Origin of the sequence: Ruegeria sp. HKCCA4633 (assembly GCF_013034605.1) — a bacterium.
In the GTDB taxonomy this organism is placed as follows: Bacteria; Pseudomonadota; Alphaproteobacteria; order Rhodobacterales; family Rhodobacteraceae; genus Ruegeria.
Genome location: NZ_WQGJ01000011.1, coordinates 28571 through 50590, shown reverse-complemented (window position 1 = coordinate 50590; position 22020 = coordinate 28571). Strand labels below are relative to the sequence as shown.

22 protein-coding genes are annotated in these 22020 nt (G+C 57.6%); 7 read left to right on the top strand and 15 right to left on the bottom strand.

Features of this window, described 5'->3' with window-relative positions; translation table 11 throughout:
- Positions 1-93 precede the first annotated feature (93 nt).
- The 3 genes from clpA to GOV85_RS19515 all read left to right on the top strand — a co-directional run bounded on the left by clpA (position 94) and on the right by GOV85_RS19515 (position 3438).
- Entirely contained in the window at positions 94-2418 is a 2325-nt protein-coding gene (gene clpA / locus GOV85_RS19525; protein ID WP_171181346.1) for an ATP-dependent Clp protease ATP-binding subunit ClpA, read from the top strand.
- 133 nt (positions 2419-2551) lie between these two features.
- A complete protein-coding gene (locus tag GOV85_RS19520) occupies positions 2552-2848 on the top strand; it encodes a hypothetical protein (RefSeq protein ID WP_171181344.1) in 297 nt (98 codons plus the stop codon).
- Positions 2845-3438, top strand: a complete 594-nt coding sequence (locus GOV85_RS19515; protein WP_171181342.1) for a YHYH protein — start codon at positions 2845-2847, stop codon at positions 3436-3438. The genes GOV85_RS19520 and GOV85_RS19515 overlap by 4 nt, the downstream gene beginning before the upstream one ends.
- Before the next feature lie 51 nt (positions 3439-3489).
- Here the strand turns inward: GOV85_RS19515 and GOV85_RS19510 are convergent, their stop codons facing one another.
- From GOV85_RS19510 to GOV85_RS19495, 4 genes are all read right to left on the bottom strand, one after another.
- Positions 3490-4146 carry a phosphotransferase gene (locus GOV85_RS19510; RefSeq protein WP_171181340.1) on the bottom strand — a complete coding sequence of 219 codons (657 nt, stop codon included), beginning with the start codon at positions 4144-4146 and terminating at the stop codon, positions 3490-3492.
- Between the two features lie 112 nt (positions 4147-4258).
- Positions 4259-6001: a peptidoglycan -binding protein gene (locus GOV85_RS19505; RefSeq protein WP_171181337.1), complete on the bottom strand. Its 1743-nt coding sequence runs from the start codon at positions 5999-6001 to the stop codon at positions 4259-4261.
- A 3-nt stretch (positions 6002-6004) separates the two neighbouring features.
- Complete coding sequence (locus GOV85_RS19500) at positions 6005-7183, bottom strand: biopolymer transporter ExbB (protein WP_171181335.1); 1179 nt, start codon at positions 7181-7183, stop codon at positions 6005-6007.
- 69 nt (positions 7184-7252) lie between these two features.
- Positions 7253-7783: a gamma-glutamylcyclotransferase gene (locus GOV85_RS19495; protein WP_171181333.1), complete on the bottom strand. Its 531-nt coding sequence runs from the start codon at positions 7781-7783 to the stop codon at positions 7253-7255.
- Positions 7784-7850: 67 nt separating this feature from the next.
- Between GOV85_RS19495 and GOV85_RS19490 the strand changes: the two genes are divergently transcribed.
- Positions 7851-8852 (top strand): DUF2125 domain-containing protein, encoded by a 1002-nt coding sequence (locus GOV85_RS19490; RefSeq protein WP_171181321.1) that lies wholly within the window; start codon positions 7851-7853, stop codon positions 8850-8852.
- Here the strand turns inward: GOV85_RS19490 and GOV85_RS19485 are convergent.
- The 4 genes from GOV85_RS19485 to GOV85_RS19470 all read right to left on the bottom strand — a co-directional run bounded on the left by GOV85_RS19485 (position 8849) and on the right by GOV85_RS19470 (position 13132).
- Positions 8849-9652, bottom strand: a complete 804-nt coding sequence (locus GOV85_RS19485; protein WP_171181319.1) for an extensin family protein — start codon at positions 9650-9652, stop codon at positions 8849-8851. The genes GOV85_RS19490 and GOV85_RS19485 overlap by 4 nt on opposite strands.
- Positions 9649-10569, bottom strand: a complete 921-nt coding sequence (locus GOV85_RS19480) for a prephenate/arogenate dehydrogenase family protein (protein ID WP_171181317.1) — start codon at positions 10567-10569, stop codon at positions 9649-9651. Before GOV85_RS19480 ends, GOV85_RS19485 begins: the two co-directional genes overlap by 4 nt.
- Positions 10566-11651 carry a histidinol-phosphate transaminase gene (gene hisC / locus GOV85_RS19475; RefSeq protein ID WP_171181315.1) on the bottom strand — a complete coding sequence of 362 codons (1086 nt, stop codon included), beginning with the start codon at positions 11649-11651 and terminating at the stop codon, positions 10566-10568. Before hisC ends, GOV85_RS19480 begins: the two co-directional genes overlap by 4 nt.
- A gap of 65 nt (positions 11652-11716) precedes the next feature.
- Complete coding sequence (locus tag GOV85_RS19470) at positions 11717-13132, bottom strand: aminotransferase class V-fold PLP-dependent enzyme (protein WP_171181312.1); 1416 nt, start codon at positions 13130-13132, stop codon at positions 11717-11719.
- A gap of 102 nt (positions 13133-13234) precedes the next feature.
- Here GOV85_RS19470 and GOV85_RS19465 point away from each other — a divergent pair, with 102 nt between their 5' ends.
- Positions 13235-13696 (top strand): Lrp/AsnC family transcriptional regulator, encoded by a 462-nt coding sequence (locus GOV85_RS19465; RefSeq protein WP_171181309.1) that lies wholly within the window; start codon positions 13235-13237, stop codon positions 13694-13696.
- Positions 13697-13699: 3 nt separating this feature from the next.
- Here the strand turns inward: GOV85_RS19465 and GOV85_RS19460 are convergent, their stop codons facing one another.
- Complete coding sequence (locus GOV85_RS19460; protein ID WP_171181307.1) at positions 13700-14524, bottom strand: SDR family oxidoreductase; 825 nt, start codon at positions 14522-14524, stop codon at positions 13700-13702.
- A 165-nt stretch (positions 14525-14689) separates the two neighbouring features.
- Here GOV85_RS19460 and GOV85_RS19455 point away from each other — a divergent pair, with 165 nt between their 5' ends.
- Positions 14690-15574 (top strand): AraC family transcriptional regulator, encoded by an 885-nt coding sequence (locus GOV85_RS19455; RefSeq protein ID WP_171181306.1) that lies wholly within the window; start codon positions 14690-14692, stop codon positions 15572-15574.
- Positions 15575-15624: 50 nt separating this feature from the next.
- Here the strand turns inward: GOV85_RS19455 and rpsD are convergent, their stop codons facing one another.
- The 3 genes from rpsD to GOV85_RS19440 all read right to left on the bottom strand — a co-directional run bounded on the left by rpsD (position 15625) and on the right by GOV85_RS19440 (position 18297).
- A complete protein-coding gene (gene rpsD / locus GOV85_RS19450) occupies positions 15625-16245 on the bottom strand; it encodes a 30S ribosomal protein S4 (RefSeq protein ID WP_058275494.1) in 621 nt (206 codons plus the stop codon).
- A gap of 241 nt (positions 16246-16486) precedes the next feature.
- A complete protein-coding gene (locus GOV85_RS19445) occupies positions 16487-16951 on the bottom strand; it encodes a hypothetical protein (RefSeq protein ID WP_171181303.1) in 465 nt (154 codons plus the stop codon).
- 512 nt (positions 16952-17463) lie between these two features.
- Positions 17464-18297: a GyrI-like domain-containing protein gene (locus GOV85_RS19440; protein ID WP_171181301.1), complete on the bottom strand. Its 834-nt coding sequence runs from the start codon at positions 18295-18297 to the stop codon at positions 17464-17466.
- A 121-nt stretch (positions 18298-18418) separates the two neighbouring features.
- Here GOV85_RS19440 and GOV85_RS19435 point away from each other — a divergent pair, with 121 nt between their 5' ends.
- Positions 18419-19381, top strand: coding sequence for an acetyl-CoA carboxylase carboxyltransferase subunit alpha (locus GOV85_RS19435; protein ID WP_171181298.1), 963 nt, complete (start codon positions 18419-18421; stop codon positions 19379-19381).
- Between the two features lie 3 nt (positions 19382-19384).
- Here the strand turns inward: GOV85_RS19435 and GOV85_RS19430 are convergent, their stop codons facing one another.
- From GOV85_RS19430 to GOV85_RS19420, 3 genes are all read right to left on the bottom strand, one after another.
- On the bottom strand, positions 19385-20515 hold the full coding sequence (locus GOV85_RS19430; protein ID WP_171181296.1) for a lytic murein transglycosylase: 1131 nt from the start codon (positions 20513-20515) through the stop codon (positions 19385-19387).
- A gap of 112 nt (positions 20516-20627) precedes the next feature.
- Positions 20628-21275, bottom strand: a complete 648-nt coding sequence (locus tag GOV85_RS19425; RefSeq protein ID WP_171181294.1) for a GntR family transcriptional regulator — start codon at positions 21273-21275, stop codon at positions 20628-20630.
- A gap of 30 nt (positions 21276-21305) precedes the next feature.
- On the bottom strand, positions 21306-22001 hold the full coding sequence (locus GOV85_RS19420) for a M48 family metallopeptidase (protein ID WP_254443004.1): 696 nt from the start codon (positions 21999-22001) through the stop codon (positions 21306-21308).
- Between the last annotated feature and the right edge of the window lie 19 nt (positions 22002-22020).

Here is a 22020-nt window from a genome sequence, read left to right as displayed (position 1 = left end):
ATCAACCAAACTCTAATAGTATGAGGACATGGTTGGATTGGGGTTCCGGCCGCAAGCCCGCCCCCTTCTGACCCAAGACAGAGGAGCACCCGCGTGCCTTCATTCTCGAGCACACTGGAACAAGCCATCCACGCGGCCTTGGCGGCTGCGAATGAACGGCGTCATGAATTTGCAACGCTAGAGCATCTGCTGCTGGCGCTTCTGGAAGAACCCGATGCGGTGCGCGTCATGAAAGCGTGTAGCGTCGATCTGGACGAGCTGCGCAGCACCTTGGTGGAATTCATTGACGAGGATCTTTCGAATCTGGTCACGGATATCGACGGGTCAGAAGCTGTTCCAACGGCTGCGTTCCAGCGCGTAATTCAGCGCGCCGCGATTCATGTACAAAGCTCGGGCCGGACCGAAGTGACCGGCGCCAACGTACTGGTTGCCATTTTCGCAGAACGCGAAAGCAATGCCGCCTATTTCCTGCAAGAACAGGACATGACCCGTTACGACGCGGTCAATTTCATCGCCCATGGCGTGGCCAAGGATCCCGCTTTTGGCGAAAGCCGCTCGGTTTCGGGTGCGGATCAGGTGGAAGAAGACGCACAGACCACATCCGGCGAAACCGAACAAAAAGAAAGCGCGCTGGGGAAATACTGCGTCGATCTGAACGCGAAGTCGCGTGCTGGAGACGTCGATCCGCTCATCGGGCGCTCGGATGAGGTGGAACGCTGCATCCAGGTGCTGTGCCGCCGCCGCAAGAACAACCCGCTGCTGGTGGGTGATCCGGGCGTTGGCAAAACCGCCATCGCAGAAGGTCTGGCCCACAAAATCGTGGCCGGAGAAGCGCCTGATGTGCTAGCCAATACCACTATCTATTCGCTGGACATGGGCGCGCTGCTGGCCGGAACCCGCTATCGCGGTGACTTCGAAGAGCGCTTGAAAGCGGTTGTCACCGAGTTGGAGGATCATCCCGACGCCGTACTGTTTATTGACGAGATTCATACCGTGATCGGTGCCGGAGCTACTTCGGGCGGGGCGATGGATGCCTCGAACCTGCTGAAGCCCGCGCTTCAGGGCGGCAAACTGCGCACCATGGGTTCGACCACTTACAAGGAGTTTCGTCAGCATTTCGAAAAAGACCGCGCACTGAGCCGCCGGTTCCAGAAGATCGACGTGAATGAACCTTCGGTCGAGGACAGCGTCAAGATTTTGCGCGGCCTGAAACCCTATTTCGAAGAGCATCACGAGATCAAGTATACCGCCGACGCGATCAAAACCGCCGTCGAGCTTTCGGCACGTTATATCAACGATCGCAAGCTGCCCGACAAAGCCATCGACGTGATAGATGAGGCGGGCGCGGCGCAGCATCTGGTAGCCGAAAGCAAACGCCGCAAAACCATCGGGGTTAAAGAGATTGAGGCAGTTGTTGCCAAGATCGCCCGCATCCCACCCAAGAATGTCACCAAGGACGATGCCGAGGTTCTGAAGGACCTCGAAACCTCGCTCAAACGTGTAGTCTTTGGTCAGGATGATGCCATTGTGGCGCTGTCCAGTGCAATCAAGCTGGCCCGTGCGGGTCTGCGTGAGCCTGAAAAGCCCATCGGCAACTACCTGTTCGCGGGTCCAACAGGTGTGGGTAAAACCGAAGTTGCGAAACAACTGGCGGACACGCTGGGCGTAGAACTGCTGCGCTTCGACATGTCGGAATACATGGAGAAACACGCAGTCAGCCGCCTGATCGGTGCACCTCCGGGTTATGTTGGGTTTGATCAGGGCGGTCTGCTGACTGACGGTGTCGACCAGCATCCACATTGTGTGCTGCTGCTTGATGAGATCGAGAAAGCCCACCCTGATGTGTTCAACATCCTGTTGCAGGTTATGGACCACGGTGAGCTGACGGATCACAATGGACGCACGGTGAACTTCCGGAACGTGGTTCTGATCATGACCTCGAACGCGGGCGCACAGGAACAGGCCAAAGCGGCCATCGGTTTCGGACGCGACCGTCGCGAGGGCGAAGATACCGCCGCGATCGAGCGTACGTTTACACCGGAATTCCGTAACCGTCTGGATGCAGTGATCTCTTTCGCGCCGCTTCCGAAAGAGGTCATCTTGCAAGTGGTCGAGAAGTTCGTCCTACAGCTTGAAGCACAGCTGTTGGATCGCGGCGTGACCATCGATCTGACGCCCAAAGCCGCTGAATGGCTGGCTGACAAGGGCTATGACGATAAGATGGGTGCGCGTCCGCTTGGCCGCGTCATTCAGGAACACATCAAGAAGCCTCTGGCCGAAGAACTGCTGTTCGGTAAGCTGGCTAAGGGTGGTGTGGTTCGTGTCTCGGTCAAAAAGGGCGAACTGGATCTTGAGATTCTGGGCCCGGATCAGCGACGCATTCCGGGTGACAAACCTCCGTTGTTGACGGCGGATTGACCTGAAAACTGATCTTAATTTCGAAACCCGGCGACATAAATCGCCGGGTTTTTTCTGGTGTTTCAAAGCAACTTCGACGGAACCGGGGTTTTGCAGCGTGTAATCCTCTACGATCAAAATCAGAGGTGGATACATGAGCAAGACTTCAGTTGTGTGGGCCACTGCCTTTGCCGTTTCGGTAATCGCGGCCATTGCGACGGCTCAGCACAGGTTTCGCTACCACGATGAAACGAGCGCTGAGCCTCTCAGATTAGTGCCGGCCACTGTGGACCCCGGGGAAAACAGCGCATCGGTGAGGGAGACAGGTAGCAAGATCAAAGTGACGGGTAACGGAATTCCCGATCATCTGGTCGGACAGTTTCCGAACAGCGGCAACCCGCATCAGATCGAAACGCAGAAGGTCAGGCTCAGGCTTACAGCCCCCCCATGACCAAGGGCACGGTCACGCCTCTGCGCACGGGGTGGAACTTTGGCGTATCCCTTAACGGGATCGCGTTTGACCCGCTGGCGGCCGAGTTCTGGCATGGCGACCCAAACTCCGGATGGTCCTACAATGCTTTGGTTGGCTCCATTTTCCTGGGACTGGATGCCAATTATGCCCATGTGCAGCCGAACGGAAAGTATCACTATCACGGCGTACCAACCGGGCTGATCGAGCTTTTGGAATGGTCAGCTTCAGAGCATTCACCATTGGTTGGATACGCCGCTGATGGTTTTCCGATCTATGCGATGACCGGTGCAGTCGATGGGAAAGAGACTGAAATGAAATCGTCCTATCGCCTGAAGCCCGGAAACAGTCCGGGTGGCCGCGAACCGAACGGGCGATATGACGGCACTTTCAACGAAGATTACGAATATGTTGAGGGCCAAGGACATTTGGACCAATGCAACGGAACCGTCACAGTTTCAGCAGAGTATCCAAACGGGACCTACGCCTATTTCCTGACCCAGGATTACCCCTTTGTGCCTCGGTGCTTCATGGGCACACCGGATCAAAGCTTTAAGTTTGGTAGAGGTTAGGCACATTGCACCTGTCAGGTGCTTGCGCGGAAAAGGTTCCGTTTTCTGTCTCTAGCGAAGGCGGGATTGACCGCTTCGCACCGGCACCGGGAATAGCACTGGCAAAGACTTTGGCTTCCTGCCCCAAGCCTCATAGTAAGCGGCAAGGATGCAAAAGGCATAACGTGGCGCGGTGCGGCCTTGGGTCAGGGCGGACAGGACCGCAATGCCCAAATCGCGGGCCTTGCGCAATCGTCCGGCCTTCGTGGGCACAAAATACTCAAAATCGATGAATCGCATCTGCCGCCCATCCCAGCACATATCCCGAAATGCCGGGCGTCCATGGGCGAAACCCATCGCGTGAAGCCGCGCAAGCGCTTGGCCAGCGGCCCGGCACGCCCTGAGTTTTTCTGCCATGGTGATGGACATATCTGCGCAAAGCCTGGTCAGGCTGGCCCCGGCGTCTTCGACGGCGATGTACTCTTTGCTCTCAGCCACAATTCTGGGGACAGGCGCGCCGAAGTTCCACAAAAACCGATGAGATGACCGGTCTCGATCAAACGCGTTTTCAGGCTTTCCCTTCACCAGCCAGAGATGGGGTGCGAAACGTTCGACACGCTTTAGCCAAAAACTGCGTCCCTGTGGGGTTTGGCACAGGGTCACACGCTGATAGGGCGCTCGCAAAGCGTGATCAATTGCAATGTGTACATCCGTTGCCTTGTCTCTCACAAACCGCTCCAATCAACCTATGGTTATGACATAGGTTGCATCGGCTGAATTTCATCTGGCTGACGATTAAAATCCGTTCATAAAGGCCCGTCACAGACAGTGACCGAAAAGATCAACGCTCGGTCAGTTTTAATTCGATCCGGCGATTCTGCGCACGGGCTTCGGGCGTGTCAGCCGGATTGACCGGCTGGAACTCACCAAACCCGTTGGCGGCCAGACGGTTCGGCGGGATGCCCAGCGCATCAACCATGTAACGCACAACCGACAACGCACGGCCCTGGCTGAGTTCCCAGTTGTCGCGGTATCGGCCACTTCCGGCCAGCGGGACGTTGTCGGTGTGACCGTCAACGCGGATCACCCAGTTTAGACCGGTCGGAATCTCAGCGGCAACGCTACGCAGGATGTTGGCGACCTTGGCTACCTCCTGCCGCCCTTCAGCGGACAGCACGGCCGACCCTGTCGGGAACAGAACTTCGGACGAGAACACAAACCGGTCACCTTCGATCCGCACACCTTCCTGATCGCCAAGAACATCCCGCAAGCGGCCAAAGAACTCCGAGCGATAACGTTGCAGGTCTTCCGCTTGCGCCGCCAATTCCTCGTTCTGACCGGCCAACGCCTCGGCCTCGGCCTCAAGGCGCAGGCGTTCGGCTTCTTCCAACAGGCGGCGGCGGCGTTCTTCAGATGCGGCACGGGCCAGCGCCGCGTTCAGATCCTGCCCCAAAGTTTGAATCTGAATCTCTGCGGCCTCATTCCGCTCTTCAAAATCGTCGAGCAATGCCTGTAACGACCCCAACTGCCCGCGCAGGGCGGCGATTTGTTGGTTCAGCAATACCGCTTCGCGCTGCGCCTCGGCCGAGATTTCTTTCTCATCCGAAAGCGTCGATTCCGCCAAAGCCAGCAACGCCTGACGCTGTTCAGCCAGCGTTCGTTGTTCATCGGCATCTGCCTGTGCTTGCGTCTGTGCCTGCAAAGCGGCTTCAAGCTGGGCCCTTAACTCATCAGGATTCACGTCACCGAACCGGCTTTCCAGTTCGGCCTGCGCGGCTTGTGCGGCGGCCAGCAGGGTCAACGTGTCTTCGGCCTCTTGGCGTTGCGCTTCCAATGCCAACGTCATGGCGGTTAGTTCCGCATCGGCATCTTGCAGGCGATTGCGCAACGCCTCAGCGGCGGCGGCTTCGGCCAGGCGGGCGGCTTCTTCATCGCTCAGTTGCTGTTCAAGGGACGTGATTTGCGCGGCACGTTCCTCACCACTTTGCTCAAGATCGGCAACCAGTGCTTCCAGCGCCTCACGGCGGGCGGCCGCCAGCCGGGCGGCTTCGGTTTGCGCATCAATTTCTTCACGGCTTTGGGCCAGAGCGAGGTTCAGGGCCTCTTGCTCGGTCAGCAATTGCTCACGCTGCGTCTCCAGCGCCGCGATATCGCCCAGTGCCTGTTCCTGTTCGGCCAATAGGGCGGCAACCTGTGCTTCGAAATTTGTGATCCTCGTCTGCGCCTGATCCAAAGCCGCGGCCTGTCGGTCACGCTCGGTGGTCAGCGAGGCGATCAGAGATTGTGCCTGGGCCAGATCGTCTTCGGCCTGCGATAAGGTTGTGTTCAACGCCCCAAGTCGCGCCTGCAAGCGGCTGTTCTCACGCTCCTCCAGACCCAAAGCACCTGCAAGCGCCGCAACTTCATCCGCCAACGAGGTCAGTTCATCTTCTTGCCCCGAGATGGTTTCGCGCAATACGAACTGGATCACCATGAAGATGGTCAGGACAAAAGTCAGCACCATCAACAGACCCGTCATCGCATCCACGAATCCAGGCCAGACCGAGCCCTGGAACCGTTGACCGGTGCGGCGGGACAGCGCCATGGGTTACTCTCCTTCCGGCGTGGTGCGTACTGCGCCGCGCGGCAGAGTCAGTGCCTTGACCAGAAGTTCGATATCCTTACGGAATTCGTTCATGCTTTCCTGTCGACCCGCCGAAATCTCTTCGAGAATACGCAGCAACTGAACGTCCATTGAACGAAGCCGCATTCGGCTTTCCGCGTCGATACCCTCACCTGCGCCGTGTTCACGCATGTGATCCAGCAGCGCATCCTGCCCAAGCGCAACACGCTCCAAAGCCGAGGTGACACTTTCGCTATTGGCCTGACGATTGTTCATCTCACCGATCACATCGACCAGTTGACCTAGCTTAGCCGAAACCTCTGCCCGATCACTTTCCTGGGCTGAGAACAAATCCTGCAGGGCGTCCATCTGTTCGGACATGGCATCTAAGACCGGCGCGAGCACAGCGATCTCGGCTCCGCCTTCCTCACCGCCTGCAAAGCCAACGCGCGTAATCGAAGACAGCCATTCTTCGAGTTCACGATAAAACCTGTTCTGCCCGTGTCCGGCAAACACTTCGAGCAGACCGACGATCAGAGACCCGGCCAAGCCCAGCAAGGACGAACCAAACGCAACACCCATACCCTGCAACTGTGCCTCAAGCCCGGTCATCAGCCGGTTGAAGACGGCCAGACCTTCTTCGCCCTCCTGCGGGTTCAGGCTTCGGATGGTGTCAACGATGGCCGGAACGGTTGTCGCCAAACCAAAGAATGTGCCCAAAAGACCCAAATAGATCAGGACGTTGGTGATATAGCGGGTAATTTCTCGCTCTTCCTCGACCCGCTCCGCCACGGAATCCAGAATGGATCTGGTCGAGGTAGAACTGATCTGAGACCGGGCACCGCGCTCGCGCAATAGTGATGCCAAAGGGGCCAACAGCTGCGGTGTACGGGCGTCTTCTCGAACAACACCCCCCACAAAGGCTTCGATCCAGCGCACAGACCCAATCAGCTGTGTCACCTGATAGAAACACGCAAAAACGCCGATCAGGAATACCAGCAGGATAAAGCCATTCAGATACGGATTGGCGAAGAATACCGGCAGCACGTAGGGCAGCGCCAGAAACACACCCAGCCCGGACAGGCCGATTGCCATCAACATCAACAGGATTTGTCGTGTTGGATGCGAGAAATGGGGTCTCGCGCCCTGATGTGCCTGCGCCATGCGCGTGGTTCCCGGTCTTTGCCTGCTCTGCGATGAATCTAGCGAAATTCCGCGGGTTACGCCAAGAGTTTATGCGGTGATGCTGCGCACCCGTTGCGCCAACCACTCAAGATCGGAGTCGCGCAGACCGATCTCGGCCAAATGTTCGGCGGTATTGTACAGGTATTCGTCGTTGGGACCGCGCCCACCAATCGCGTTGGCGATGATCTGGGCCTGATCCTCTAATGGCATCCCACCGCAATACTGGACGTGGTCTGCATCGATCACATAGGTGACGGCATTGACGATGTCTCCGGTTTCCAGATGCACATCCAGCATCCGCTCGACATAGGCCGACGAAATCAGTTCGCGTTCGCGCAATTCGTGCAGGGTACGCTCTTCGTGGCCAGCCTCAACCGCCAGGGCCAAACCCGTGCAATTTGCGTTTACCTGCTCGTCCAGCGCCAGCACCAGACCCGGTTTTTCCTCGGTCCCGCGGTGGTGGATCGAGCTCATGCAGAAGGATCGGGCAAACCCGTGCAACGTTGCGCGTTCGCTGCGCGCCACCGGAAAGCCCGGATTCCACAGCAGCGATCCATATCCGAATACCCACATCGTCATTGCACTGGTCCTTGCCTGTTTCGGCCTATAAACATCAAATCCGAGGCAGGAAAAAGGGCCAAAGCTCATGCGCCGTCTATTACGAGTGTTCATCTTTATAGCCGCTCTGTGGAGCATCTATTGGTTCATCGCCGGATTTGGGCTGCGCAATGCCATCACCGGCTGGTTCGACCAACAGCAGGAGCTGGGCTGGCAAGCGGAGTTCTCGGAGGTTGAGACAGCGGGCTACCCGACCCATCACATGACACGGCTGAACAATCCCGCCCTAGCGGATCCGGTAACGGGTACCGCATGGAGCGCGGACTGGATTGAGTTCGAAAGCCCTGCGATCTGGCCCGGACGTCAGATCCTGCGCTTTGCCGATACACCGCAGCGCCTGTCATATTTCGATCAGACCGCAACGATCGAAGCAGATGCGTTGCAAGCGCAATTGCAGTTGCGGCCGGGCGTAGCGTTGGTTCTGGAAAAAATGGCACTGACCGCAGGCCCATGGTCCATTACCGAGAACGCGCAGGCTTTGGCCGCGGGTGGAACCCTGGAACTGCTGATGGAGCAAACCGCCACACCCGAAGCCTATAACATGGCTGTGCGCGTGGATGGATTTGCCCCTGGCGATGAGCTGCGTGATCTGATGAAGTCCGCCGCCTCGCTGCCGCAAGCTTTTGACACACTTGAACTGGACATGGTCGCGACCTTCAGCAAACCCTGGGACCGGTCCGCGCTGGAACAGGGTCGACCTCAGCCGGTCAGGATCGACCTTAAGCTCGCCGAGGCCAAGTGGGGTGGGCTCAGGTTATTCGCCACCGGCGCATTGGATGTGGATGAGCAAGGAATTCCAACAGGAGAGATAGCGGTCAAGGCAGAAAACTGGCGGGACATGATCGCCATGGCAAATGCGGCGGGTGCCCTACCCGATCAGGCCGTAGATCCGGTTACGCGCGCGCTCAACTTTATGGCTGGGTTGGGGGGGAACCCTAATGCACTGGACTTGCAGCTGAATTTACGCGACGGATTTGTAGCACTTGGACCATTGCCCTTGGGGCCTGCCCCTCGCCTGATCTTGCGCTAGCGGCAGTAAGTGCCACTGCGATAGCGGGCTGTGTCCAGATGGAAATGATCCTTGTGATAGCGGTCTGAATTCGGCCCCAGAACGGTGCCAAACGGGCCGCACGCGCCGCGCCAGATCTTCTTGAGTTGCTTTTGCGAGGGGTTCTTGCGCCAGCCTTTCAGTACTGTCACCACCTCGCCATCGGCCATCGTGAACCCCGAGATGTCAATTGCCCGACCCTTGCCATGCTCGGAAATCCGAGCACCCTTGCGGTTGTTGCGGGTTCGGCACGCGTAATGGGCAGCCACTTGTAGCTCAACCACAGGGCCACGGCGCTTAAAAGTGGGTTTGACTGTTTTATCAACCCATTTGTTCAGTGCGATCGCGGTGCCACAGTCCATGGTCGAAGGACGGCTGAGCGCCACACCCGAGACAGAAGTGATCTGCACTGCGTCTTTGACGCCACAAGCTGAATTCTTGCTTCCGACCCGACCCACTGGCTTGCCCTGAATGGCAATATCACCGCAGACCGAGCTTTTGCGCAGCTTGCGCTTCTTGAACAGCACCTCTTGTTCCAGCCATTCGGGGCGCATCAAGGGTCTAAGCGGCACCTCCGACGGACGCACCACCGCAGCTGTAACCTGTGGCGAAACCGGGCGTGATACAGGTCGCAATGTTGGTTGAGCACCGTCGGTTTTCGCGACCTGCCCCAACGCCGGACGCGTCAAAGGCACCAAGGACCGATCCAGAGGCGCAGCCTGCGATGTCATGGCCGTTAAGGCCAGGACTCCGATCAGAACGTGCCCCCAGCTTAGCTTCATGTACTTGACTTCCCGCGCCCAAAATCCGGAGCATCCGTATCCTGCCCCGCATCGATAATGCCGCGACGAATAGCACGCGTCCGGGTAAAGTAGTCAAACAAATGTTCTCCGTCACCGGTTCGGATGGCGCGTTGCAGGGCAAACAGCTCTTCGGTGAAGCGGCCCAGAATTTCCAGCGTGGCATCCTTGTTGGACAGGAAAACATCCCGCCACATGGTCGGGTCGGATGCTGCGATGCGGGTGAAGTCCCGGAAACCGGCGGCCGAATATTTTATGACCTCACTGTCGGTTACGCGTCGCAGATCGTCTGCCACGCCAACCATTGTATAGGCAATCAGGTGCGGCGCATGAGAGGTCACGGCCAACACCAGATCATGGTGATCTGCATCCATCTCATCGACGTTTGACCCCATGCCTTCCCACAACGCACGTAGGCGGGCAATCGCCTCGGGGTCCGAGTTCTCGACCGGGACCAACAGGCACCAGCGGTTGTCAAACAGTTCTGCAAAACCAGATTCCGGGCCGGAATGTTCGGTACCTGCCAACGGGTGTGCCGGGATAAAATGCACGGTTTCGGGGATGTGCGGCTGCACAGCGTCGATCACGTTGCGCTTGACCGAACCGACATCCGACACCGTCGCGCCGGATTTCAAAACGGGTGCAATCTCTTCTGCGACAGCCCCCATCGCCCCGACCGGGACACAGAGGACAACCAGATCGGCGCCCTCAACGGCTTCTTGCGCGGTATCGCAAACGCGGTCGCACAGCCCTATTCTGCGCGCGGTGTCCCGAGTGGCCTCGGACCGGGCATAACCCGTGACTTCCCCGGCCAGCCCTGCCCGTTTGATCGCCCAGAACATGGACGAAGCAATCAGGCCCAGCCCGATAAGCGCAACACGGTCGTATATCTGGCTCATGCTGCGCCCTTCTTAAATGCAGTAATCGCCGCAACGACACGGCGGCAGGCTTCTTCGTCGCCCACGGTAATCCGCAGGGCGTTTGGCAGGTTGTAGCCTGCAACACGACGGACAATCAAACCCTGCGATTTGAGGTAGTCGTCGCAGGCTTCGGCCTCGGCCCTGTCTGCGAAACGTGCGAGGATGAAGTTGGTACAGGACGGGTCCGAGGGCACATCGACCTTGTCCAGCTCATCCGCCAGAAACACACGCAGACGCGCGTTTTCAGATTGGCAAAAGGACAGAAACTCGACATCGTTCACCGCAGCCTCAGCCGCAGCCAAGGCAGTCAGTGAAAGGTTGAACGGTTGGCGTACCCGGTTCAGCACGTCGATGATCGATTGATGCGCATAGCCCCAGCCAACCCGCATTCCACCCAGCCCGTACACTTTTGAAAATGTACGGGTCATGATGACATTCTCATGGGCATCGACCAGCGACGCACCGCCGTCGAACCCGTCCACAAACTCGGCATAGGCCCCGTCCAGAACTATCAAGCAGGTGTCAGGCAGACCCTGTGCAAGCCGTTCCAGTTCGTCATTCGAGATCATGGTTGAGGTCGGGTTGCCCGGGTTGGTGACAAACACGATCCGCGTTTGCCCCGTCACTGCAGACAGAATGGCATCCACATCCACCTTGCGGTCACGCTCGGCTACCATGACCGGCGTCGCACCCGCCATGCGGGCGATGATTGGGTACATCGAGAACCCGTGCTCGGTGTAAATCACCTCATCCCCCGGGCCCGCATAAGCCTGAGCGATGAATTGCAGCACCTCGTCACTGCCGACACCGCAGATGATCCGCGCCGGGTCCAGCCCGTGGCGCGCGCCGATTGCTGCGCGCAGGCTTGCGTGGTCAGTGCTGGGATAACGATGCAAAGTTGCCGCGCTGTCGCGTACCGCTTCAATCGCCTTGGGGCTTGGCCCAAACGGGTTTTCGTTCGAGCTCAGCTTGATCACGTGTTCCACCCCGGCCACATGCGACTGGCCGCCCTGATAGAGCGCGATGTCCATAATGCCGGGTTGAGGGGTGATCTTGGTCATTGAGAGGCTCCGTTGAATGGGCCTCTCATACCTGTCTCAACGGGTTGAGAAAAGCGGCAAATCCATCATGCGGCTTTGAAGCGCGCGGTTGCCGGGTCGGCGTTGTAAAAGGGCGCGAACTCTTCGGTTTGGCGGGACAAGTCATTGACGCTGTCGATAATGAACTGAACCGTTTCCTCGTCCATCAGATACGAGAAATTCAAGCGCACCCAACCGGGCTTCTTCATCTCTTCTCCGGCCGACAAATCCGCATGCAACTCCTCGGACATGGCGCGATCTATCCCCAACAAACGATGCGCATATGGTCCCGCGCAGGCACAGCCACCGCGCGCCTGAATACCATAGATGTCGCTGAGCATCCGGGTGAACAGCTGCTGATGCACCGGTTGTCCAGCATTGTCGCGAACAAGAAACGAGAAGATTGGCAAGCGATGCGGGTTATCGACCCCAAGCAAAGTCAGGTGCGGGTTGTCCTGCCAACCTTCCAGAGCCATCTGGTTGAATTGCGCTTCGCGCCCGGCAATTTCCTCTGTTCCGACGACATCCTTCACGATGAACGCCAGTGCCGCGCGTATGTCTCCGATCACGTTGGGCGTTCCGGCCTCTTCGCGAGTTGACAGATCGGCGCTGTAATCGTGGCGCCATGGCGATACAAAACTGACCGTGCCACCGCCGGGCCAGCTGGGGCAATTTCTTTGAACGGCCGATTGATTCACGATCAAAATGCCTGACGCGCCCGGACCACCGGGGAACTTATGCGGAGAAACCACGATGGCGTCTTTGCGCGCATCCGCCGGACCCATATCCATCGGCAGATACGGCCCGCCGCCGGCATAGTCCCACACGGCCAAAGCCCCATGCGCCTTGAGCAATCGCGTCACCGGATCTGGGTCAGTAATAATGCCCGTCACATTAGATGCGGCAGAAAACGACCCGATCAACAGGTCAGCGTCCGCATGTGATTGCAACGCATTTTGCAATGCGTTCAGATCAACACCCCCACCCCGTGCCTCGGGGATTTCGATCACCTGCGCCTTGCTCTCGCGCCAGGGCAAGATGTTTGAATGATGCTCGTATGGCCCGATCAAAACAACCGGCTGGTCAGCCTCTTCCACTCCCATCAAACTGACCAACCGGTTGAGCCCCGCCGTGGCACCGGACCCGGTAAAGATCACCGTGTCCTCTCCCCTCGCGCCAACAAGGCGGGCTATCTCATCGCGTGCTTCGCGACGCAGACGTGTCATGTAGGAACCGCAGTAGGAGGCCTCGGTATGGCTGTTCGCGTAGAACGGCAACACATGCTGCGCGACATAGTCTTCGACCTGCCGCAATGCACGGCCCGAAGCGACGTAATCCGCATAGACAAGCGGTACGTCCCCAAGCAGGCCCGGGATCAGAACATTTTCTCCGATAAGTCCGTCGCGCAGGTTGGAATTGTGAGTGGTCGAACAAAGATCCGCACGAAATTTGGACAGGGTCATGGCATGGGCTCCTAACTGCCCAACCAATGTGATTTATTCGCACCGGGGAAACTTCACCTATCTTTGCGTAGATTTCGAATATTTTGTGTCATATGATCAAGTATGACTTCAAAATTAGATCAAATTGACACGCGCATTCTGAAAGAACTGCAAAAGGACGCCACCCTATCCCAACGGGAATTGGCAGATCGCGTTGGTCTTTCTCAAAATGCCTGCTGGCGGCGATTGAAGGCCCTCAACGAAGATGGCGTCCTGATTGGATCCACCGCTCGTATCGCGCGCGAGAAACTAGGGCTGAGCTTAGCGGTCTTTGTCATGCTGCGCACGCGGCATCATTCGGCCGAATGGCTTCAGGCGTTTCGCAGCCATGTTCTGACCATCCCAGAAGTCGTGGATTTTCATCGCATCGGCGGCGATTACGATTACCAACTGAAAGTCGTCACCGAAGATATGGCGTCTTACGACAAGGTCTACCAACGCCTGATCGAAAAGGTCGAACTGGACAGTGTGACCTCGTATTTCGCGATGGAAGCGATCACCGAAGGGCGACCGCTGCCGATTTAGACCTCAGGCCAGCCCGAGCATCGTTTTCATTCCACCGATGAAGGTGGCATCGTCCAGTGCCTTGCGGTTGTCGAGGTATTCGACCGCATCCTCGCCCGCGCGATACCGCAATGTGTCAGTCCCCTCGGTCACTGCATCCCAGATCACGTCGGCCACAACGCTGGGCGGTGAGGTGCGCGATGCCATCTCTTCTGAACCCCAGGCGCCGAACAAGGCCTGGACCACCGGCTGGTATTCCGTCATGGATTCATCATTGACTAAGTCGAACGAGCGGCCGCCGAAATCTGTGGCGATCAGCCCGGGCTCGACAATCTTGACCTTGATGCCAGCCGCAGCGAGTTCGTAATGCAGCGACTCTGACAGACCTTCGACTGCGAACTTCGTGCCGTGATACAGCGCCCCAAGCGGGAAGGTGATCTGTCCACCGATGGATGAGATGTTGACGATGCAGCCAGAGCCGTTCGCCCGCATATGCGGCAATACCGCTTTGGTTACGGCCAGCAGACCGATGACGTTGGTGTCAAATTGCCGACGAATGCGGTCCATCGGGAACGCCTCCAACGGCCCGTAGGCCCCATACCCTGCATTGTTCAGCAGAACATCGATCTGGCCGAACCGCGCGATCCCGTTTGCAACGGCCGTTGTGATCGAGGCTTCGTCGGTTACGTCCAGACGGGTGACCAGAACGTTTTCCAACTGCGATAGCTCGGTTTCCTTTTCCGGGCTGCGCATGGTGGCGATGACGTTCCAACCTTGTTTCTGAAACAGTTCTGCCGTGACTTTGCCGATACCAGACGACGCGCCGGTGATGAGGATGGTCTGTGCCATGGTCTTTCTCCGCAATGATAAGCCTGAGAGACAAATAACTTTGCGCACCGCGAAATACCTGCCGGATCCTCCTCAACTTCTGCCTGATTCTCCAAAGCTTCGGATTTTCAATGGTGCGAACACGCCCCACAAACTATGCTGGGCATAACCAAAAGGCGCTACAGCATGACGTTTGATCTGATCACCGATATTTGCAAAGCCGTACACGAACAGTCAGAAAGTGAACCGTTCTACACGACCAAACTGGATGGGTTCGGCCTGTTACATGACATCAGAACTAAACCCATTGAGGCGCAGGTTTATGAACCCATCGTCTGCCTAGTTCTACAAGGTAAGAAGGAAACACACATCGGAGATCGGCTTGTCCAATTCGGAGCAGGCGACTCTTTGATCGTCAGTCATTCCATCCCGGTATTGGCCGCTGTTACCGAAGCGAGCCGGCAGAAACCGTATGTCGGGCTTGTCTTCTCACTCAACTTGTCCATCCTTCGTGGATTGTATGATGAAGTCGGCTCTGCACCGGCAGCGCCCGAAATGGCACAAAGCCTTGCTGCGTCCAAAGCCACACCTGATCTAATCGATGCCATGACCCGCCTGTTTCGCGCCAGTCAGAACGCGATGGACACGCAGATTTTAGCCCCGATGATCAGCCGCGAAGTTCATTACAGACTGCTACAAGCGGATCACGGTGGAATGCTGCGGCAAATGCTATGGCGCGACAGCCCCGCCAGTCGAATCGCGCGGGTGATTGACGTTATCCGCTCAGGTTTTCGAACCTCACTACCGGTGTCTGACCTTGCGCAAACCGCTGGGATGAGCGTTTCAGCCTTTCACGCGCATTTTAAATCGGTGACGGCCAAATCTCCGCTGCAATATCAAAAAGACCTCAAGTTGCTCGAAGCACGGCGGATTTTATCACACGGCGCGGTAAGCGTATCGCAAGCGGCGTTTGACGTGGGATATGAAAGCCCCACTCAATTCAGCCGGGAGTATTCCCGCAAGTTTGGTGTTTCCCCAAGGCAAGACATTGGAACGCAAAACGCTGCATAAAAAAGGCCGCGCAACTTGCGCGGCCTTGGAAATCTGTATGTCGGCGAAGATTAGTTCTTCGCGTAGAATTCGACGACCAGGTTCGGCTCCATAACAACCGGGTAAGGCACATCGCCCAGACCAGGTGCGCGCACGAAAGTGGCGGTCATTTTCGAGTGATCCGCGTCGATGTAATCCGGAACATCACGCTCTGCCAGTGCGGCCGCTTCCAGAACAACGGCCAGTTGCTTGGATTTGTCACGCACTTCGATCACGTCACCTTCTTTGACACGGTAGGACGGGATGTTGACCCGCTTGCCGTTTACTTTGACGTGACCGTGGTTGACGAACTGACGAGCAGCAAAGACGGTCGCAACAAACTTGGCACGATAAACGACAGCGTCCAGGCGGCGCTCCAGCAGACCGATCAGGTTTTCACCGGTGTCGCCGTTCACACGTACGGCTTCGGCATAGATGCGGCGGAACTGCTTCTCGGTCAGGTCGCCATAGTAGCCTTTCAGCTTCTGCTTGGCGCGCAGCTGCAGACCGAAGTCCGACAGTTTGCCCTTGCGGCGCTGTCCGTGCTGGCCGGGGCCGTATTCGCGACGGTTGACCGGGGATTTCGGACGACCCCAGATGTTTTCGCCCATCCGGCGGTCAATTTTGTACTTGGCAGACGTGCGTTTGGTCACGGCTGATCTCCTTCGTTTAGGTCGAGGCCCAAAGGGCCACTATGAAGGGCGTTGTCCTCTTGAGGTTTCCCCCATGACAGGCTTCCCCTTGCGGGGGCCACCAACACCAATGAAGCCGCGCTTATATCCGCAGGATTGGTAGAGTCAATAAGCGAATTGAATCAGGAAAAGGAGCGGCACTCATACACGCCGACGCGGACCCGCCAGGAAAAGACGACAGGAAGTTGGTTCGCGTTTGGGATCAGCTGTGCCGCGACAGGGCCTGACGGGGAAAGCTTACAACCGTCGTGTCATGCTCGGGCTGCACAAAGGCCGAGGCAACGAACTCGTTCACTTCGCTCACCCAAAAGGCCTGGTCCCGTGGGGGGCATCCATTCGTGAAGACAAATGTCGGATCAATATCACCCTCCTGAACGACCAGATCAGCACTGAACCTTTGCGCGCCATTGGTCAACACGACAGTGCCACACATGTCCCCAGTGATATCCCGAATGACTGCAAAGCGATCCTTCGTCGAAGAAGCGGCTCTTCCGACACTTCCAGATCGTTCAACTACCTGTTCGATACTCTCGCTCAGAAAAACGGCCTGACCACGCCAGGACCATGCTGCCCCGACGACCAAAAAAGCCAAAGGCGGTGCCTCAAGCTCATCAAGCTCTGTCTGGTTCCAAGAAATGGCTATTTGACCGTTTGCTCCGGCTCTCATCTGCCCACTCGCACTTTTTACCGCCCCAACATTTAGATAAACGCTTATCAGCACAGATTTCGTCGGAAAAGAGACGGAATTGCAGCATTCACGCGATTGTTGCAGATGTGAATCACAACTCAGTGAAGCAAACCCGAAGTTTTGTAACACCAACAAGAGGTTCAATGAAGATGCACCCTTGTGCTGTGTTTTATGAAAAACGCCCTGAAAATATCAAATTGAAACCAACTGTACCGTCAGCGAACTCAGCGCAGTGCGCTGTAAGTGTCGCGACAAAGTTCAAAGTGAACTGCAAGACCGGTCGCGATTAACCTTGGGTCCGAACCCTAGGCCTTGCCGCATGGCAATCTGGCATTAAACGAAGCCTTAGGGATCTTTTCCGAGCAGCAGACTATTGAAAGACGGGCTTACCCTGAACCACCCGCAGAACACCGCCTGGTGAATCGGTTCTTTTGATCCGCAAAAAAGAGCTAAGACAGGGCCCAAGCGGATCCCGCCTGATACGCTTTGGATCACTTCAAGGGCAGGCAGATCTCGGTCAGCAAATCATCCGGCGCTGTTTCGCGAGGGTCATTGAGGTAGATCTCGTAACACGGCTCGTCTGCAGGTTCTTCACCTGAGTCTGGAAGCCAGTTGCCAAAAAGGCTGTGATAGGCAGCCGCAATTCCGGAATATGGCCCCTTGTAAGTCAACACAGCCGTTTTGCCACCGGCGATCGACATCTCCTCCATCCCTTCAGGGGTTGTTGCACCCCGGAATTCAGCCCCGGCGTAACTACGCAATTGATCCTCGGGAACATCATCGGGACTATCGAAGTATAACGCCAGAACTGGCCCAACCTGCGGCCAAAGCTGGCGAGACTCGCACAAAGCTCCGAAAGCTTCAAAGCTTTTGCCGATCTCTGAATAAGCCCCTTTGTGCGGCAAGGCGACGACACGACGGGCAGGTTCTGTTCGGGTTGTGACAGGATGCATCGGATATCCTCCGGTTTTAAAATCAGGTTGCGCGGGGTGAAATTGACCCGCTTTACGAAAGGCGGCAGGGCTGCCGCCATAGGCATCAGAAAATGCCCGCGCAAAAGAACTTGGATTGGGATATCCCACAGACGCTGCAATATCCGTGATCGGCCGATCCGTGCACACAAGCCAAGTGGCCGCTCGGTGCAGGCGAACGCGACGCACCGCCTGTGCACAGGTTTCACCGGTCAGAGCGCGAAACACCCGGTGCCAGTGAAACCTGGACATTGCGGCTACGTCGGCCAGCGCATCCAGCGACAAGTCCCCGGCAGGGTTGTCATGGATATAAGCCAAAACGCGCAGCACGCGATCTTCATAGCTAGTGGCCATCGTCATCCTTCCTTCTTCTTGCCCAACCGTGGTCGCATAGTGCGAAGCCACAAATCTTGCTGAGTTGCATCCCGGGCAACGTCAGGCCATATAGCAGGGAACTTCCGCGTTGAGAGGCGTCATGACCCAGTATCTGGATTTCGAAAAACCGCTGGCCGAGATTGAAGGCAAAGCTGAAGAGCTGCGTGCGCTGGCCCGCACCAACGAAGAAATGGATGTGTCCGAAGAAGCCGCCGCGCTGGATGCAAAAGCCGCAAAGCTGCTGGAAGAGCTGTACGCCGATTTGACCCCCTGGCGGAAATGTCAGGTGGCGCGTCACCCGGAACGCCCGCACTGCAATGATTACGTGGATGCTCTGTTCACCGAGTTTACGCCGCTGGCAGGCGATCGCAACTTTGCCGACGATCTGGCCGTGATCGGTGGCCTTGCACGATTCAACGATCAGCCGGTTATGGTGATTGGGCACGAAAAAGGTTCTGACACCAAATCGCGGATTGCGCGCAATTTCGGCATGGCCCGCCCCGAAGGTTATCGTAAGGCCGTTCGCCTTATGGAGATGGCCGGGCGTTTCGGCCTGCCGGTTATTACACTGATCGATACAGCCGGGGCCTATCCCGGCAAAGGAGCCGAAGAACGCGGCCAATCAGAAGCCATCGCGCGTTCAACCGAGATGTGCCTGAAAATCGGCGTGCCTTTGGTCTCGGTTATTATAGGTGAAGGTGGGTCCGGCGGCGCTGTGGCGTTTGCCACGGCAAACCGCGTCGCAATGCTGGAACACTCGGTCTATTCGGTGATCTCGCCCGAAGGCTGCGCGTCGATCTTGTGGAAAGACGCAGAAAAGATGCGTGAGGCCGCCGAAGCGCTGCGCTTGACTGCCCAGGACCTCTATAAGCTGGGCGTCTGCGACCGTATTATCACCGAGCCCAAAGGCGGCGCGCATCGCGACCGCCCAGCAGCCGTGGAAGCCGTACGCTCGGCCATCACCGCCATGCTGCAAGAGCTGGACGGCAAAGATGCAGCGGCCCTGATTCAGGGCCGCCGTCAGAAATTCCTGGATATCGGTTCAAAAGGGCTGGCGGCGTAACCGTCAGCCGCCCAAGCGGCGCAGCAAACCAATCGAAGGTTCACCCGTGACAGGCAAGCCATTTGCGGTTTGATAAGCGCTGATGGCGGATGTGGTGTTCTTGCCAATCACCCCATCCGCGCCTTTTGTATCGTAACCCGCTGACGTCAAACGGCGCTGTAGTTCTTTGCGATCCTCCAACGTCAGACCATTTGCGTCTGGCCCGAACGAGGCCTGAAACGGCGCACCACCTGCGATCCTGTCTGCCAGATGGCCCACACCAATCGCGTAGCTATCTGAATTGTTATATCGCTTGATGACCTGAAAGTTACGGAACACGGCAATGCGCGGCCCCGGTGTCTGCGGTTGCAACACGGCGACGGGTGTACCCGAAACCGTTCCGACCTCTCCTCCCCAGGGTTGGCCCCGAACCCAACCGGCGCGCGCGAGATACGACGCCGTAGAGGCCAGCGAATCCGTCGGATCCTCGGACCAGATATCGCGCCGTCCATCCCCTGTGAAATCGACCGCATAGGCGAGGTAAGAGGTCGGGATGAACTGCGTATGCCCCATCGCCCCGGCCCAGCTGCCGGTCATGTTGGCGGGTGTGGTATCGCCTTCCTGCAAGATACGCAGAGCCGCGACCAATTGCTTTTCGAAAAACGCACCGCGTCGCCCGTCATAGGCCAGCGTCGAAGTGGCCGAGATCACAGGCACATCGCCGCGACGCGCGCCATAACGGCTTTCCAGACCCCACACGGCCACGACAACTTCCTTGTCCACGCCATATTGTGCCTCGATCTGCGCCAGGGTGCCGTTGTATTTGCGAAGCATCTGCTGACCGGTTTCGATCCGCTCGTCCGAGGCGGCGATGGCCAGATAATCCTCGAGCGAGCGCTTGAACTCGACCTGATTGCGGTCGCGTTCGATCACGTCGGGCAAATACCCTGCCCCGCGAAACGCTTGATCGAGTGTAGTCTGGGAGATTCCCTGCGATGTGGCGCGGGTCTTGAACCCGGCAACCCAGGCATCCCAACCCGCGTTCGGAACTGCCCGCATCCGGGATGCAGGGGCTCGAGTCGGAGCACTGCCGCCCGTGCAGGCAGCCAATAATGTTGATCCAAGACAAAAAGAAAAGGCGCGGCGCGAAATCATGATGGGGTCTGCTCTTGTTTGTGATTTGACTCAAGAGTACCCCAGCAGAACCTCTCAGGCCAGTAGAGTGGCGCAAAGGAAGGGCATCAATGCAATGTCGGCGGGAAGCCGCTCAGCTCACCAGCAAACGCAACCCCTGCGTCACATCCGAGCGTACCGCCAGCCGCAAACCCGGCTCGTCCCCGGCCTTTAGCGCAGCAATGATCAGCTTGTGATAATGCGGGGGCTCAGTGCGCCGCAGACGCCCATACAACGCCCGCATTGTTGGTCCCAATTGCAACCAGACGGTTTCGGCAATGGCAAGCATCGCAGGCGCTTGCGCGCGCAGATACAAAGTGCGGTGAAACTCCAGATTTGACCGAATATAGCCAACCGCGTCTCGCTTGGTCACCATCTCGGCAACGGTCATGTTGATGCTCTGCAACCGATCGATCAGCGCGATATGCGCGCGCGGCAAAGCCCGGCTTGCCAGCTCGACCTCTAACAATGCCCGCAACGCTGCCAACTCCTCGATCCGGTCATTTGTCAGCTCCGGCGTCGATACACGGCCCGATGTAGAAAGGAAAAGCGCCCCTTCAGCAGCCAGACGGCGCACCGCCTCACGTGCAGGGGTCATTGAAACACCGAATTCCTTGCCGATGCCGCGCAGGGTCAGTGCCTGACCCGGCGCCATCTCTCCATGCATGATTCGAGATCGCAGGACCCGATACACCCGGTCATGCGTGGCAGTTTGGGTCTCGGAGGTGCGCGCGTTCATCATGCGCTTATGTGATCACAAAATCACGCGAGGTCAACTCGGCTTATCATCAAATCTAAAGCGATGCAGCTCCGCCCCGTTGTGGCGCAACCAGCGGCGAGGGTGTTGATAGGGACCAAAGATCTTCTCGACCTGCGCCCAGAACGCAGGCGAATGGTTCATTTCGGCAAGATGCGCCACCTCATGAGCCGCCACATAGTGCAATACCTCAGGTGGCGCCAGGATCAGTCGCCACGAGAACATCAGCCCACCATGCGAGCTGCACGAACCCCAACGAGACCGCGTATCTCGCAGACTCAGCGTCGAATAAGGCCGTCCCAGCATAGCCGCATAGTCGTCGCACGCCCCGGTTAGCCGGTCCCGCGCCAATTCCTTAAGAAATCGCGCCAACCGCCGCGCCTCTGCGCCCTCTGGAACCGCGACCTCGTTTGCTTGCAGCAAAACCCGCCGGCCAACAGCAGGCACGATTCGCCGATCAACGCCTTCAATTGGAATCGTTTGCCCAAACTGAACCTTGGCCATATCCGGCCGGTCCTCAAGATGCTGCCGAATCCATTCTTCTTTCGTGCGCGCAAAGTTCAGGGCCTCGGTCTCTGGCACGCCAATTGGGTACGTCAACGTAACCCGCCCATCCAACTGAGAAATTCGCAAACTGATACGCCGTGCCCGGGCTGATTTGCGCAGCCTCAGCGGCACCGGCGGCGTCCCTGGCAATGCGTGCTCTCCCATATCGCGACCTCTCTTGCGC

What these genes read in the sequence shown, in the direction of transcription:
- GOV85_RS19520 (WP_171181344.1), top strand. Translation starts at nt 2,552, where the DNA reads ATGAGCAAGACTTCAGTTGTGTGGGCCACTGCCTTTGCCGTTTCGGTA.
- GOV85_RS19515 (WP_171181342.1), top strand. Translation starts at nt 2,845, where the DNA reads ATGACCAAGGGCACGGTCACGCCTCTGCGCACGGGGTGGAACTTTGGC.
- GOV85_RS19505 (WP_171181337.1), bottom strand. Translation starts at nt 6,001, where the DNA reads ATGGCGCTGTCCCGCCGCACCGGTCAACGGTTCCAGGGCTCGGTCTGG.
- GOV85_RS19500 (WP_171181335.1), bottom strand. Translation starts at nt 7,183, where the DNA reads ATGGCGCAGGCACATCAGGGCGCGAGACCCCATTTCTCGCATCCAACA.
- GOV85_RS19495 (WP_171181333.1), bottom strand. Translation starts at nt 7,783, where the DNA reads ATGACGATGTGGGTATTCGGATATGGATCGCTGCTGTGGAATCCGGGC.
- GOV85_RS19490 (WP_171181321.1), top strand. Translation starts at nt 7,851, where the DNA reads ATGCGCCGTCTATTACGAGTGTTCATCTTTATAGCCGCTCTGTGGAGC.
- GOV85_RS19485 (WP_171181319.1), bottom strand. Translation starts at nt 9,652, where the DNA reads ATGAAGCTAAGCTGGGGGCACGTTCTGATCGGAGTCCTGGCCTTAACG.
- GOV85_RS19480 (WP_171181317.1), bottom strand. Translation starts at nt 10,569, where the DNA reads ATGAGCCAGATATACGACCGTGTTGCGCTTATCGGGCTGGGCCTGATT.
- hisC (WP_171181315.1), bottom strand. Translation starts at nt 11,651, where the DNA reads ATGACCAAGATCACCCCTCAACCCGGCATTATGGACATCGCGCTCTAT.
- GOV85_RS19470 (WP_171181312.1), bottom strand. Translation starts at nt 13,132, where the DNA reads ATGACCCTGTCCAAATTTCGTGCGGATCTTTGTTCGACCACTCACAAT.
- GOV85_RS19465 (WP_171181309.1), top strand. Translation starts at nt 13,235, where the DNA reads ATGACTTCAAAATTAGATCAAATTGACACGCGCATTCTGAAAGAACTG.
- GOV85_RS19460 (WP_171181307.1), bottom strand. Translation starts at nt 14,524, where the DNA reads ATGGCACAGACCATCCTCATCACCGGCGCGTCGTCTGGTATCGGCAAA.
- GOV85_RS19455 (WP_171181306.1), top strand. Translation starts at nt 14,690, where the DNA reads ATGACGTTTGATCTGATCACCGATATTTGCAAAGCCGTACACGAACAG.
- GOV85_RS19445 (WP_171181303.1), bottom strand. Translation starts at nt 16,951, where the DNA reads ATGAGAGCCGGAGCAAACGGTCAAATAGCCATTTCTTGGAACCAGACA.
- GOV85_RS19440 (WP_171181301.1), bottom strand. Translation starts at nt 18,297, where the DNA reads ATGGCCACTAGCTATGAAGATCGCGTGCTGCGCGTTTTGGCTTATATC.
- GOV85_RS19435 (WP_171181298.1), top strand. Translation starts at nt 18,419, where the DNA reads ATGACCCAGTATCTGGATTTCGAAAAACCGCTGGCCGAGATTGAAGGC.
- GOV85_RS19430 (WP_171181296.1), bottom strand. Translation starts at nt 20,515, where the DNA reads ATGATTTCGCGCCGCGCCTTTTCTTTTTGTCTTGGATCAACATTATTG.
- GOV85_RS19425 (WP_171181294.1), bottom strand. Translation starts at nt 21,275, where the DNA reads ATGATGAACGCGCGCACCTCCGAGACCCAAACTGCCACGCATGACCGG.
- GOV85_RS19420 (WP_254443004.1), bottom strand. Translation starts at nt 22,001, where the DNA reads ATGGGAGAGCACGCATTGCCAGGGACGCCGCCGGTGCCGCTGAGGCTG.